This is a genomic window from Pseudomonas sp. N40(2020), from assembly GCF_014472415.1.
Lineage (GTDB): Bacteria > Pseudomonadota > Gammaproteobacteria > Pseudomonadales > Pseudomonadaceae > Aquipseudomonas.
In genome coordinates, this window is the sequence record NZ_JACSZV010000004.1 from 78,565 (window position 1) to 92,094 (window position 13,530).

Below are 13,530 nucleotides of genomic sequence, written 5' to 3' on the forward strand. Positions count from 1 at the left end.
GGAAATGGCAATGCGCAATCTGAGTGAACAGGAACAATTCTGGCTGGGTGACTTCGGCAACGAGTACGTTGCGCGCAACGTCGGGCAATCGCTGGTGGCGGCCAATCTGGCGTTGTTTGCCAAGGCGCTGGCAAGAACGGGGCGGATCGACAGCCTGTTGGAACTCGGTACCAATGTCGGGAACAACTTGCAGGCACTGCATCAACTGTTGCCGCAATGCGAGTTGTCCGGCGTCGAGATCAACGCCAATGCCTGTGCACAGGCCAAAGCACTGGACATCGCAAAGATCTGGCACGGTTCGCTGTTCGACTTTCCCTACGAGCGCTCCTACGATCTGACGCTGAGCAAAGGCGTGTTGATTCATCTTGCCCCGGAACTGTTGCCGAAGGCCTACGCGCAGCTGTACGAGCTCAGCCAGCGCTATATCCTGATCGCGGAGTACTACAATCCGGCGCCGGTGGAAGTGTCCTATCGCGGCAACAGCGGCAAACTGTTCAAACGCGATTTCGCCGGTGAAATGCTCGATCGCTACGCTGATCTGCACCTGCTGGATTACGGCTTCGTGTATCACCGTGACCGGCAATTTCCTGCTGACGACGTCACCTGGTTCCTTCTGGAAAAACGCCCTTGAGCAACGTTGCAATCATCCCGGCCCGCGGGGGCAGCAAACGCATCCCGCGCAAGAATCTTGCGCCGTTCGATGGCGTGCCGATGATTGTCCGTTCGATTCGCACGGTGCTGGACTCGGGATTGTTCGACGAGGTTGTAATCAGTACTGACGACGAAGAAATCGCCGAGCTCGCGCGGGCTCATGGCGCCACGGTGCCATTTTTGCGTCCTGCGCATCTGGCCGATGATTTCACCGGCACGGCAGCGGTGATCGTGCATGCCTTGCAGCAACTGCCAGCGTTTGATTACGCCTGTTGCGTCTATGCCACGGCGCCGTTGTTGCAGGCGCGGTTTCTGCGTGAAGGCTTCGAATTGCTGGAGCAGCAGTGCGACAAGTCCTTCGCGTTTTCTGTTTGCAGCTTTGGTTTTCCCGTGCAGCGCGCGTTGACGCTGGACGGGCAGGGTGCGCTGACGGCGTTGTATCCGGAGTTTCGTAATACCCGCTCGCAGGATCTGCCTGAAGCATTCCAGGATGCCGGTCAGTTCTACTGGGGCCGATGCGAGGCATGGCTGCGCGGTGAGGTCTTGTATTCGCCAGCCAGTCTGCCGGTAATCCTGCCTCGGCATCTGGTGCAGGACATCGACACCGTCGAAGACTGGAAACGCGCCGAATACCTGTACGCCGCGCTCAAGGCAGGCGGAGAGCTTTCATGAGAGTGTTGATCCGTGCGGACGCGTCGCCGACCATCGGCAGTGGTCACATTGCCCGTTGCCTGACGCTGGCCCGGGTATTGCGCAAGCAGGGCAGTCACGTCGCATTTGCCTGCCGGCGCTTGCCGGGGCATCGGCTTGATGCGTTGCAGGCAGAGGGTTTCGAGACGTTCGCATTACCCGAACGCTATGCCGAAGAAGATCCACAGCAGGCCATCGAATCGATGCTGCCGTGGCAAGCGGACATTGAGGCACTGGATGTATTGCTCGACGGCCATGAAGGGTTCGACTGGATCATTGCCGACCACTATGGCCTCGATCATCACTGGCAAACGGCGGCCCGGCGTTGGGCGTCACGGATTGCAGCAGTGGATGATCTGGCCACTCGGCGCTATAGCGTTGACCTGCTGCTCAATCAGAACCTCTCCGGCCTGAGCGAGAATTACGCGCCGCTGTTGCCTGACGGTTGTCGCACGTTGCTTGGTCCGCGCTTTGCCATGCTGCGCGAGGAGTTCATTTGCCCAGCCGTCGAGATCAAGTCCAAGGCCCGCCGGGTATTGGTGAATTTCGGCGGTTTCGACGCGGCGATGCAGACTCATCACGCGATGCTGGCGCTGGCGGAATTTCCCGAGCTCGAAGTGGATTTCGTCGCCGGCGCCGACAACCCGGCATGGGCACAGATGCAGGCCCTGGCCGAGACACGGCCAAATTGGCGATTGCACAGTTTTGTCAGCGATTTCCATCAACGTATGACCGAGGCCGATCTGTTTATCGGCGCCGGCGGTGGCACCAGTTGGGAGCGCGCGGCACTGGGGCTGCCAACGATCTGCATAGCCGTGTCGAATAATCAGCAGGCCAACGGCGAAGTCATGGCGGCGGCGGGCGCGCATGTGTTCATGGGCGCCCGCGAGCAGGTCAGTGTCGAGCAATTGCGCCAAGCCATCGGCTTGGTCGTCGACAATGTTTATCTGCGCCAAAGCCTGGCCGAACGTTCGCGGCAATTGGTCGACGGGCGCGGCGCGCTGCGGGTTGCGGCGGCATTGGCGGGCGCGGTGCTCAAGGTGCGCCCGGCCACGCTGGACGACGCGCAGTTGTTGTTTGACGGACGCAATGCCGAGGCGGTACGCCGCTGGTCACTGGACGCTGGCGTTATCGACTGGAAGCAACATCTGGACTGGCTGACTGCGAGCTTGCGTAACCCTCAGCGGCTGCTGTTGGTCGCTGAAGGCGATGACGGCCCGGTCGGCGTTCTGCGCTATGACTTGCGTGGTTTTGACGCGGAGGTCTCGCTGTATTTGCTGCAAGGGCGTTTTGGTCTCGGCTGGGGCGGTGCACTGTTGGCGCGGGGCGAAGCGTTCGCCGCTGCACATTGGCCGCAGATGAGCGCGATCACCGCTCAAGTGTTGCCGGCCAACCAAGCCTCACTGAATGTTTTTCGCGACGCCGGGTTCACTCAAAGTGCCTGCGCGTTCACCCGTGTTTTGAAGGATCACCGCAAATGAGCAGTTTCAAGATTGGCAATCGCCTGATCGGTGTCGACGCGCCGCCGTTCATCATTGCCGAGATGAGCGGCAACCATAACCAGTCGCTGGACGTTGCTCTGCAAATCGTCGAGGCGGCGGCCAAGGCCGGGGCGCATGCGCTGAAACTGCAAACCTATACGGCCCAGACCATGACACTGGACCTGGCAGAGGGTGAGTTCTTTATCAAGGATCCGGGCAGCCTGTGGGCGGGCACTTCGCTCTACGATTTGTATGAAAAGGCCCATACGCCGTGGGAGTGGCATGCGCCGATCTTTGCCCGCGCGAAAGAACTCGGGATGCTCGCGTTCTCGACGCCGTTCGATGACAGCGCGGTGGATTTTCTCGAAAGCCTCGATGTGCCGGCCTACAAGATTGCCAGTTTCGAAAATACCGATCTGCCGTTGATCCGTCGCGTCGCCGCCACTGGCAAACCGCTGATTATTTCTACCGGCATGGCCAGCATCGCAGAGCTCGATGAAACCGTGCGCGCTGCCCGTGAGGCCGGCTGCAAGGATCTGGTGTTGCTCAAGTGCACCAGCACTTATCCGGCGACACCGCTTAACAGCAACGTGCGCACGATCCCGCATCTGCGTGAGCTGTTTGGATGCGAGGTCGGGCTGTCTGACCACTCGATGGGCGTCGGCGTGTCGGTTGCTGCTGTGGCGCTCGGTGCAACGGTGGTGGAAAAACACTTCACCCTCGACCGTTCGGCAGGTGGGGTGGATGCCAGTTTTTCGCTGGAACCTGCGGAAATGGCCAGTCTGGTGCTCGAGACCGAGCGTGCCTGGCAGGCCATGGGCCAAGTGCAATACGGCCCCACCGAGGCCGAGCGCAAGTCGCTGGTCTACCGCCGTTCGCTGTACGTCACCGCCGACATGGCGGCGGGCGAGGCCTTCACCGCTGCCAATCTGCGTGCCATCCGCCCCGGTCTCGGTCTGCCGCCCAAGCACACCGATGCGGTTCTCGGGCGCCACGCTCGCGCCCCGATCAAGCGCGGTACGCCGCTGGATTGGTCGTTGGTCGAATAACCCGATCTACAACCGATTCGGCAAAATAGCGTGACCTGCGAGTCATAACGCGCATCTTCACTGTATTGTATTGATCGGGGAGATGGCGCCTGGCCCTTTATCGGTTCCAGTGATAGCCCTTTGCGCTCCCCCTCTGGTTGCCCGTTGTGGCAGCCATTTTCTGTTTGTCGGCGCCCCTCGAATCCTTGCGAGCGGTGGTTTTGGGCTGTTTTTTATTGGGAAGCCGTAATGATTGGCATAAAAAGCATTGCGAGCTACGTTCCTGTAGCCGGCGTGGACAATTACGCACAAGGTGCAAAATTCGAGAAGGATGAAGAGTTCATCCTTGGCAAGATCGGCTCGGCATTCCTGCCGCGCAAAGACGCTGAACAAGAAACCTCCGATCTGTGTGTGGAAGCGGCCAATGCGCTGTTTGCCAGCAACCCTGAGCTGAAACGTGAGTCGATCGACGCGCTGATCGTCGTCACTCAGAACGGTGACGAAGAAGGCCTGCCGCATACTGCCGCGATCGTGCAGGACAAACTCGGTCTGCCGACCAATGTCGCGGCGTTCGATATTTCCTTGGGCTGCTCCGGTTACGTCTACGGCATCTATGCGATCAAGGGCTTCATGGAAGCCGCAGGCCTGAAGAACGGCTTGCTGATCACCGCTGACCCTTATTCGAAGATCGTCGACCCGGAAGATCGCAACACCACCATGCTCTTCGGCGATGCCGCCACCGCCACCTGGATGGGCGAAGATCCGACCTGGGCGTTGGGTAAAGCCAAGTTCGGCACTGACGGCTCCGGCGCTCCGCACCTTAAGGTCAGCAATGGTGTGTTCTTCATGAACGGTCGTCAGGTGTTCAACTTCGCGCTGCTCAAAGTCCCGGCGCATCTGCATGAATTGCTCGACGATTCCGGCCTCAAGGCTGACGACATCGATGCGTTCTGCATTCACCAGGGCAGTGCGGCGATTGTCGATGCGGTGGCGCGGCGCTTCGAAGGCGAGCCGGAGAAGTTCATCAAGGACATGGTCGAGACCGGTAATACGGTGTCGTCGAGTGTTCCGTTGCTGCTTGAAAAACACGTGCTCGATTCTGACTGGAGTCGCGTTGCGATCAGTGGTTTCGGCGTTGGTTTGTCCTGGGGGTCGGCGATTATCTATCGTCCCTGAGTCACCTGTTTTTCTATAAAACGCGGCACAAAAAAGCGCTCAAGGTGTAACCTTGAGCGCTATTTTTTTGCCCGGATGTCAGGCGAGGCGCCATGAGCGAGTATTTTCAATCCAATACCCAGATCATCGAAAAGCGCTGGCCTGCGGTGGCTGCGCGTTTGCTGAGCGAAGACCCGAGCTCGTTGCAGGCCGATCTGGTGGAAGGACTGGGCTCGACCTTGAGCGTCAATGGCATTCAGTTGACCAGTCGGCATGACCGTATGCGTGAAGCGCAGGTGCAGGCTGCAAGCCTGGCAGCCGACAGCCCGGTGTTACACGTCTATGGTGCCGGGTTGGGCGATCTGCAACACGAGCTGCTGCTACGTCCGGCACTCGCGCAATTGCACGTGCACATTCTCAATGGCGCCGTGTTTTCGCTGGTGCTGCAACTGCTTGATCAAGCACCGTGGCTCGGCGATTCACGCGTCCAGTTGCACTACGCCGGTGATCGCGAGGAAATCTGCCTGCCTTTCTTTGCCTTGCCGTCCGAGCTGGTGCTGGCAGACGACTACAACGCGAAAATCCGCGACCGACTGATCAGCGAGACGCACCTTACGTTCAATAATCGCGAGTTCGATCCGCACGCTGCGCACATTGTCGAACGCTTGCATGCCAGTCAGACGCTGATGCACGTCGATGCGGATGTCGCCGACCTGTTCGGCACGTGCGCGGGCATGCCGGTGTTTGTGATTGCGACAGGGCCGAGCCTGGAAATGCACTTCCAGCGATTGCGGACGATCCGCGAGCAACAGCCACGGCCGCTGTTTATCTGTGTCGACACCGCGTATAGACCGTTGCTTGAACAGGGGATTCGCCCCGACATCGTGGTTACGATCGATCAGCGCATTGCCGAGCGTCACTTGCCGCCGGCCGGTACGAGCGCCATTCGTCTGGTGTATATGCCCATGGTTGATCCGTCAGTGTTGAGTGCCTGGCAAGGCCCGCGTTATTCGGCCTATTCACCCAGCCCGATCTACCAGGCCTTGCGCCAGCAATTTCCCAGAGGTGAATTGCATGGGGGCGGTAGCGTGATCCACCCTGCAGTGGATCTGGCGGTGAAAATGGGTGCCGGGGAAATCACCCTGTTCGGTGCCGACTTTGCTTTCCCGGGCGACAAGACCCATGCCGGCTGGAATGACGGTGAACTGGGACCACAACTCGGTGCGGCGAAACACTGGGTGCTCGATGGCCACGGCCAACGCATCAAAACCCAACTCAACTTCCGTAGCTATCTGTGCGAACTGGAGCGCTTTATCGCCGGGCATCCTCAGGTGCGCTTTTACAACAGCAGTCGGGCCGGGGCGATCATTGCCGGGACCGCCTTTCATCCGGAGTTGGCGCTATGAGTGCAATGTTTGTCGAGCAGGCACAGCAGTGTGCGACGTTGTTCCGGCTGGGGCGTGACGTTGAGGCAGGGTTGGCGATGATTGATCTGGCCGCTGCGCTGCAACCATCCTTCGATCAAGCGGGTGCGGATAATCAACACCAATGGCTGCAGGTTCTCAGTCTGATGCTGGAATGTCAGGAGGCGCAAAACTGGCTGGCACTGGCGGATTACCTCGAATACGAATTGACTCAACTGATCACGGACAGTCTGTCCGTTTAGACAATTTCTCCCCACTCGTCGGTTCTGGCTCCCGATCTTGAGCTTCCGGCGTATTCCTGACGCCATTTTTTCGTTTGTCGACGGCCGCCAAGTCCTTGATTTACGAGGGGTGGCCGTCTGATGGCAATTTTTTTCGAAAATCCCCTAAAGCAAGTCCCAATCCCGACGATAACTATTACGAAGGTTCTCTAGGCCATACCCGGCGGTTGCCAGGGCCGGAAGCCGCAGTACCCAACCAACGAGGAATTCGTCATGGCTTTAACAGTAAACACTAACGTCACATCGTTGAACGTTCAGAAAAACCTGAACCGTGCTTCCGACGCTCTGTCGACTTCGATGACTCGCCTGTCTTCCGGCCTGAAAATCAACAGCGCTAAAGACGACGCCGCCGGCCTGCAAATCGCTACCCGTATGACTTCGCAGATCCGTGGTCAGACCATGGCGATCAAAAACGCCAACGACGGTATCTCGATCGCTCAGACCGCTGAAGGCGCGATGCAAGAATCGACCAACATTCTGCAGCGTATGCGTGAACTGGCTGTTCAAGCACGAAACGACTCGAACGGCACCGACGACCGTGCTGCTCTGAACAAAGAATTCGCGACCATGTCGGACGAGCTGACTCGTATCGCCAAGTCGACCAACCTGAACGGCAAAAACCTGATCGACGGTACTGCTGGCACCATGACCTTCCAGGTTGGTTCCAACACTGGCGCTACCAACCAGATCACCATCACTCTGAACAGCGGCTTCGACGCTGCAACTCTGAGCGTTGGTTCGGCTACTATCGCTGTTACCGGTACCGACAGCACCACTGCTGAAGCAAGCACCAAAGCTGCAATCGACGCGATCGACAAAGCTCTGAAAACCATCAACACCAGCCGTGCGGACCTCGGTGCTGCTCAGAACCGTCTGACCAGCACTATCTCCAACCTGCAAAACATCAACGAAAACGCCAGTGCTGCACTGGGTCGCGTACAAGATACCGACTTCGCTGCTGAAACTGCACAGCTGACCAAGCAACAAACTCTGCAACAAGCTTCGACCGCAGTTCTGGCTCAGGCCAACCAACTGCCATCCGCTGTACTGAAACTGCTTCAGTAATAGCTGATGAGTTTTGGCGGGGGAGTGCGCTTGTCGCGCTCTCTCGCTTTTTACTTTTTTAAGAGGTGATGGACATGGATATGAGCGCCAAGCTGAACTTGTCTTATCCTGCGGCCAAGCAGGCGACGACTGTTGCCGACAAGCCTGCGGAGAAGCCTCGCCCGGTGGTTGCCCCGGTAGCTATCGTCAAGGATGAACGCAAAAGCGATCAGACCGAGCAGGAAAAACTGAAGATGGCCGTTCAGGAAATCGAAAAGTTTGTGCAGTCGGTCAAGCGCAATCTGGAGTTCTCGATCGATGAGCCTTCAGGCAAAGTAGTGGTCAAAGTGATTGCCAGCGAATCCGGTGAGGTGATCCGTCAGATCCCCAACGAAGAAGTGCTGAAACTGGCAAACAGTTTGAATGATGCAAGCAGCCTGTTGTTCAGCGCTAAAGTCTGACAGCTGGCACGAATTTTGTTGCTATGTTCTTTTGGGCGTTGTAGTGGTCAAAAGACCGGCGACACACTGAAGGGAGTTCCACATGGCAAGTCCAATTCTACCGGGCACGGGTTTAGGCTCCGGCCTTGATACCGGTGCTATCGTCAAAGCTCTGGTAAACGCTGACAAAGCGGCCAAGCAAGGTCAAATCGACCGTGGGACTGCGACCAACACCTCAAGCATTTCCGGTATTGGTACCTTGAAGTCGTTGATGACGGCTTTCACCCAGACCTTGACGGATCTGGGCAGTCTCTCCAATCCGCAGTTTCCGGGTTTTGCTGCGACCTCTTCTGATCCAAAGATCCTCGGCGCCACTGCCGGCAACACGGCGGTCAATGGTAACTACGTTGTGACCGTCGGCAAGCTTGCCACCTCCTCGAAGGTTGCCAGTGCCGCTTTTGCAGGTGGCAACACCAGCCCGATTACGGCTGGCACGCTGACCATCAAGCAGGGTACTGGCACATACAGCCTCGACATCAAGGCTGGGGCGACACTGCAATCGGTGCGCGACTCGATCAACGGTGACGACAAGCTCAAGAGCGCAGGTATCAGTGCCAACATCGTCACTGACTCCTTTGGTTCGCGTCTGGTACTGGGTTCTACTACCACGGGTGCGGGTTCCGACATTTCCGTCAGCGGAATTTCCGAGCTGGCTATCAATGGCAGTACCGTGATTGGCACCAGCGGCTCGCCGATGACGGCGACTTCCGCGGGTTCCATTGGTGCTCTGGCGATCGATGCCCAATTCACCATCGACGGCATGGCCCTGACCAGCAAAAGCAATACCGTCGACAAGGCTGTTTCCGGCCTGACCTTGAATCTGGTAGCGACCGGCACCTCCACCGTCACCGTCGCCAGCAACAACGATGGTCTGAAGGCTTCCATTCAGAAGTTCGTCGATGCCTACAATGCTCTGGCCAACGGCATCACTGCGCTGACCAAGCCTTCCCTGGACGATGATGGCAAGCCAACCGTTGCGGCGGCTCTGACTGGCGACGCCTTGCCGCGTTCGATCCTGTCGGCCATCCGTGAGCCGCTGTCGCAAACCGGTTCGGGCGACAAGCTGACCGTTTTGGCGCAACTGGGCATTACCACCGATCAGAAAACCGGCGCGCTCACTTTTGACAGCACCAAGTTCACCGCGGCCATGAATGACAAGAAGCTGGGTGGCGAAGTCCAGAAGATGTTCGTCGGCGAGCTGGGTTCTGACAACGGTTTGCTCAAGCGCATGCAAAAAGCGATTACGCCGTTCTCCACTACTGGCGGGATTCTGGATCAGCGCACCACCAGTCTGAACAAGACCAAGACCAAACTGACCAATGATCAGGCTGCGCTCGATCGTCGTATCGAAACCCTGACCGCTGTACTGACCAAAAAGTACAACGACATGGACACCCTTGTCGGCAAGCTGAAGGCCACCGCCAGCAACATCACTTCGATGTTCGAGGCGTTGACCGCTCAACAGAAAGGCTAAGGCCTGAAACGCCAAAAGCCCGGCAGCGTTTTTCTACGCTCCGGGCTTTTTGTATTTCAATCTAAAGTTTTTTGACGCATCGTCGATACCCTTGATATGCGTCCCATAGAAATTTGATGAGGTAGAACATGAATCCGATGTTAGCCCTTCGCCAATACCAGAAGATTGGCGCTCAGGCGCAGACTTCCGAAGCCAGTCCGCACCGTCTGGTACAGATGCTGATGGAAGGTGGTCTGGATCGTATTGCCCAGGCCAAAGGTGCCATGGAGCGCAAGGACATCCCGAACAAGGGTATCCTGATCGGCAAAGCCATCGGCATTATCGGTGGTCTGCTTGAAGGGCTTGATCTGGATAATCGGTCGGAGCAGGTTGGCGAGTTGGCCAATCTCTATGAATACATGATGAAGCGTCTGACCGAAGCCAACGCCAAGACCGATCCAAAGATCCTCGACGAAGTCGCTGACCTGCTGCGCACGGTCAAGGACGGCTGGGATGCCATCGGCACGCCGGCTCCACAGTTTTAAGGAGATCACCATGAGTCTTGTATTGCAGCGAATCGAAGAAACCCGCGAGGCTCTGGTCGGTGCTCTGGCCGAGCGCAACTGGGAAGCTATTGGCGAGCTGGATCTGGCTTGCCGTTCCTGCATGGAAGACGTCTTGAGTGAAGCTTCAGTGGACGAGGCCGCGTTGCGCGATAACCTTGAGGAATTGCTCGGGGTTTACAAAAAGCTGCTCGAGGCGGCGACGGGGGAGCGGCAGGCGATAGCCAACGAGATGTCGCAGATCACCCAAGCGCAGAACGCGGCAAAGGTTTACCATCTGTTTGGTTAATTAACCCCCAGTTAATCCAGATATGTGCGCCATAAATTTGACTGTGCACGGTTTTTTGACTTAACTAGTGGCTGATTTCAGATTTCAGGCGTCTACAGGCACATGGTGTCCTGCAAGCGTCTCGCTTGCCCCATTTTTCGGGCATTGAGTTGACTAGGGAAGTTGCTATTGCATGTGGCGTGAAACCAAAATTCTGCTGATCGATGACGATAGCGTCCGCCGCCGCGACCTGGCGGTGATCTTAAATTTTCTCGGCGAAGAAAATTTACCCTGCGGAAGCCATGACTGGCAGCAGGCAGTCGGCTCTTTGTCATCTAGTCGTGAGGTCATTTGCGTACTGATCGGGACGGTCAATGCTCCTGGTGCGCTTTTGGGCTTGTTAAAGACACTCTCAACCTGGGATGAGTTCCTTCCGGTTTTGCTGATGGGCGATAATTCTTCCGTTGACTTGCCTGAAGACCAGCGTCGCCGAGTGCTTTCGACCCTCGAAATGCCACCCAGCTACAGCAAATTGCTCGACTCCCTGCACCGTGCCCAGGTCTATCGCGAGATGTATGACCAGGCCCGCGAGCGCGGCCGTCATCGTGAACCCAACCTGTTCCGCAGCCTCGTAGGCACCAGCCGGGCGATCCAGCACGTGCGCCAGATGATGCAGCAAGTGGCCGACACAGACGCCAGCGTGCTGATCCTCGGCGAGTCCGGCACCGGCAAGGAAGTGGTTGCGCGCAACCTGCATTACCACTCCAAGCGCCGCGACGCGCCGTTCGTGCCGGTGAACTGCGGGGCGATCCCGGCAGAGCTGCTCGAGAGCGAGCTGTTCGGCCACGAGAAGGGCGCCTTCACCGGCGCGATTACCAGTCGTGCCGGGCGTTTCGAACTGGCCAACGGCGGTACGTTGTTCCTCGACGAAATCGGCGACATGCCGCTGCCGATGCAGGTCAAACTGCTGCGCGTGCTGCAAGAACGCACCTTCGAGCGTGTGGGCAGCAACAAGACCCAAAGCGTCGACGTGCGCATCATCGCCGCGACCCACAAGAACCTCGAAAGCATGATCGAGATCGGCACCTTCCGCGAAGATCTCTACTATCGCCTGAACGTGTTCCCGATCGAGATGGCGCCGCTGCGTGAGCGCGTCGAAGACATCCCGCTGCTGATGAACGAACTGATCTCGCGCATGGAACACGAAAAGCGCGGTTCGATCCGTTTCAACTCGGCGGCAATCATGTCGCTGTGCCGTCACGGCTGGCCGGGCAACGTCCGCGAGCTGGCCAACCTGGTGGAGCGCATGGCGATCATGCATCCGTACGGGGTGATCGGCGTGGTCGAGCTACCGAAGAAATTCCGCTACGTCGACGATGAAGACGAGCAGTTGGTCGATAGCCTGCGCAGTGATCTGGAAGAGCGCGTGGCAATCAATGGTCATACGCCGGACTTCACCGCCAACGCCATGCTTCCGCCGGAAGGCCTGGATCTGAAGGACTACCTCGGTGGTCTGGAGCAGGGCCTGATTCAGCAGGCGCTGGACGATGCCAATGGCATCGTGGCGCGTGCGGCCGAGCGCTTGCGCATTCGCCGTACCACGCTGGTGGAGAAGATGCGCAAGTACGGCATGAGCCGGCGCGATGGTGATGAACAGGCGGATGATTGACGCCTGTTTTTCAACCTCTTCATTTATAAGCAGTTTTTTTTAGGCACGGGTATTGCTACATCCCTCGCAACGTTCCGTTTAACTGACGGTCAGCCAGCGAGAGAGCACAATGCCCCAAGTCGCCCAGATGTCTTCTGCCTCCAGTCCCGAGGGGCAGCCGTCCTCCGTAGAGCAGGTCAGCCGACAGGGTCTTGAGCAGGCATTCGCGCTGTTCAGCCAGATGTCCAGTCAGTTGACTGACTCCTATAGCATGCTTGAAGCGCGGGTGACTGAGCTCAAGGGTGAGCTGGCGGTGGTCAGTGCTCAGCGCATGCAGGAACTGGCGGAAAAAGAGCGTCTGGCCAACCGTCTGCAAAACCTCCTTGATCTGTTGCCCGGTGGCGTCATCGTGATTGATGGTCACGGCATTGTGGTCGAAGCCAACCCGGCGGCCATCGAGTTGCTCGGGTTGCCACTGGAGGGCGAGCTGTGGCGCCATGTCATCGCGCGCTGCTTCGCCCCGCGTGAAGACGACGGTCACGAAATCTCTCTGAAGAACGGTCGGCGTCTGTCGATTGCCACCCGCTCGCTGGATGCCGAGCCGGGGCAATTGGTGCTGCTCAACGACCTGACCGAAACCCGTCATCTACAGGATCAACTGGCGCGCCACGAACGCTTGTCTTCGTTGGGGCGGATGGTCGCCTCGCTGGCTCATCAGATCCGCACCCCGTTATCCGCTGCGTTGCTCTACGCCAGTCATTTGACTGAGCAGGAACTGCCGGTCGCCACTCAGCAGCGGTTCGCTGGCCGCCTCAAGGAGCGCCTGCATGAGTTGGAGCATCAGGTGCGCGACATGCTGGTTTTTGCCCGCGGTGAATTGCCACTGACCGACCGCCTAACGCCTAACGCCTTGATGCAGTCGCTGCAAGCGGCCGCATTGACCCATGTGCAGGATTTGCCCATCCGCTGGCAGTGCGACAGTCACGTCGGTGAGTTGCTGTGCAATCGTGACACGCTGGTCGGCGCTCTTTTGAACCTGATCGAAAACGCCATTCAGGCCAGCGCCGGCGATGTGCGCCTGAAAGTGCATTGCTACACCCGCGATAACACGCTGCGTTTGTGCGTCAGCGATACCGGTAGCGGGATTGAGCCGGCGGTGCTGGCGCGACTCGGCGAGCCATTTTTCACCACTAAAGTCACTGGCACGGGCCTGGGCCTGACCGTGGTCAAGGCTGTCGCTCGTGCGCATCAGGGAGAATTGCAGCTGCGTTCGCGAGTCGGGCGCGGTACGTGCGCGCAGGTGATCCTGCCGCTGTTTTCCGCTGCACAGGGAGCAGAGTGAAA

The 13,530-nt window shown here is 58.2% G+C and carries 14 protein-coding genes; all 14 read left to right on the forward strand.

Annotation, left to right across the window (positions count from 1 at the left end):
- Positions 1-10 precede the first annotated feature (10 nt).
- The 14 genes from IAI51_RS04325 to IAI51_RS04390 all read left to right on the forward strand — a co-directional run bounded on the left by IAI51_RS04325 (position 11) and on the right by IAI51_RS04390 (position 13,528).
- Complete coding sequence (locus IAI51_RS04325) at positions 11-631, forward strand: pseudaminic acid biosynthesis-associated methylase (protein WP_187677365.1); 621 nt, start codon at positions 11-13, stop codon at positions 629-631.
- A complete protein-coding gene (pseF, locus tag IAI51_RS04330) occupies positions 628-1,323 on the forward strand; it encodes a pseudaminic acid cytidylyltransferase (RefSeq protein WP_187677366.1) in 696 nt (231 codons plus the stop codon). The genes IAI51_RS04325 and pseF overlap by 4 nt, the downstream gene beginning before the upstream one ends.
- A complete protein-coding gene (gene pseG / locus IAI51_RS04335) occupies positions 1,320-2,822 on the forward strand; it encodes a UDP-2,4-diacetamido-2,4,6-trideoxy-beta-L-altropyranose hydrolase (RefSeq protein ID WP_187677367.1) in 1,503 nt (500 codons plus the stop codon). Before pseF ends, pseG begins: the two co-directional genes overlap by 4 nt.
- Entirely contained in the window at positions 2,819-3,871 is a 1,053-nt protein-coding gene (gene pseI / locus IAI51_RS04340) for a pseudaminic acid synthase (RefSeq protein ID WP_187677368.1), read from the forward strand. Before pseG ends, pseI begins: the two co-directional genes overlap by 4 nt.
- Before the next feature lie 228 nt (positions 3,872-4,099).
- Positions 4,100-5,026: a ketoacyl-ACP synthase III gene (locus IAI51_RS04345; RefSeq protein WP_123465729.1), complete on the forward strand. Its 927-nt coding sequence runs from the start codon at positions 4,100-4,102 to the stop codon at positions 5,024-5,026.
- Between the two features lie 92 nt (positions 5,027-5,118).
- The gene (locus IAI51_RS04350) at positions 5,119-6,411 is read left to right on the forward strand and encodes a motility associated factor glycosyltransferase family protein (RefSeq protein WP_187677369.1); all 1,293 of its coding nucleotides are present in this window, start codon (positions 5,119-5,121) and stop codon (positions 6,409-6,411) included.
- Positions 6,408-6,671, forward strand: coding sequence for a hypothetical protein (locus tag IAI51_RS04355; protein ID WP_187677370.1), 264 nt, complete (start codon positions 6,408-6,410; stop codon positions 6,669-6,671). The genes IAI51_RS04350 and IAI51_RS04355 overlap by 4 nt, the downstream gene beginning before the upstream one ends.
- 252 nt (positions 6,672-6,923) lie before the next feature.
- Positions 6,924-7,775 (forward strand): flagellin domain-containing protein, encoded by an 852-nt coding sequence (locus tag IAI51_RS04360; protein WP_123465735.1) that lies wholly within the window; start codon positions 6,924-6,926, stop codon positions 7,773-7,775.
- A gap of 74 nt (positions 7,776-7,849) precedes the next feature.
- Entirely contained in the window at positions 7,850-8,215 is a 366-nt protein-coding gene (locus IAI51_RS04365) for a flagellar protein FlaG (protein ID WP_187677371.1), read from the forward strand.
- An 82-nt stretch (positions 8,216-8,297) separates the two neighbouring features.
- Positions 8,298-9,728 (forward strand): flagellar filament capping protein FliD, encoded by a 1,431-nt coding sequence (gene fliD / locus IAI51_RS04370; protein ID WP_187677372.1) that lies wholly within the window; start codon positions 8,298-8,300, stop codon positions 9,726-9,728.
- A 128-nt stretch (positions 9,729-9,856) separates the two neighbouring features.
- Positions 9,857-10,252 carry a flagellar export chaperone FliS gene (gene fliS / locus IAI51_RS04375; RefSeq protein WP_187677373.1) on the forward strand — a complete coding sequence of 132 codons (396 nt, stop codon included), beginning with the start codon at positions 9,857-9,859 and terminating at the stop codon, positions 10,250-10,252.
- A gap of 10 nt (positions 10,253-10,262) precedes the next feature.
- Complete coding sequence (locus IAI51_RS04380; protein ID WP_187677374.1) at positions 10,263-10,559, forward strand: flagellar protein FliT; 297 nt, start codon at positions 10,263-10,265, stop codon at positions 10,557-10,559.
- A 172-nt stretch (positions 10,560-10,731) separates the two neighbouring features.
- The gene (locus tag IAI51_RS04385; protein ID WP_187677375.1) at positions 10,732-12,207 is read left to right on the forward strand and encodes a sigma-54 dependent transcriptional regulator; all 1,476 of its coding nucleotides are present in this window, start codon (positions 10,732-10,734) and stop codon (positions 12,205-12,207) included.
- A gap of 109 nt (positions 12,208-12,316) precedes the next feature.
- On the forward strand, positions 12,317-13,528 hold the full coding sequence (locus IAI51_RS04390; RefSeq protein WP_401272009.1) for a sensor histidine kinase: 1,212 nt from the start codon (positions 12,317-12,319) through the stop codon (positions 13,526-13,528).
- Positions 13,529-13,530 lie beyond the last annotated feature (2 nt).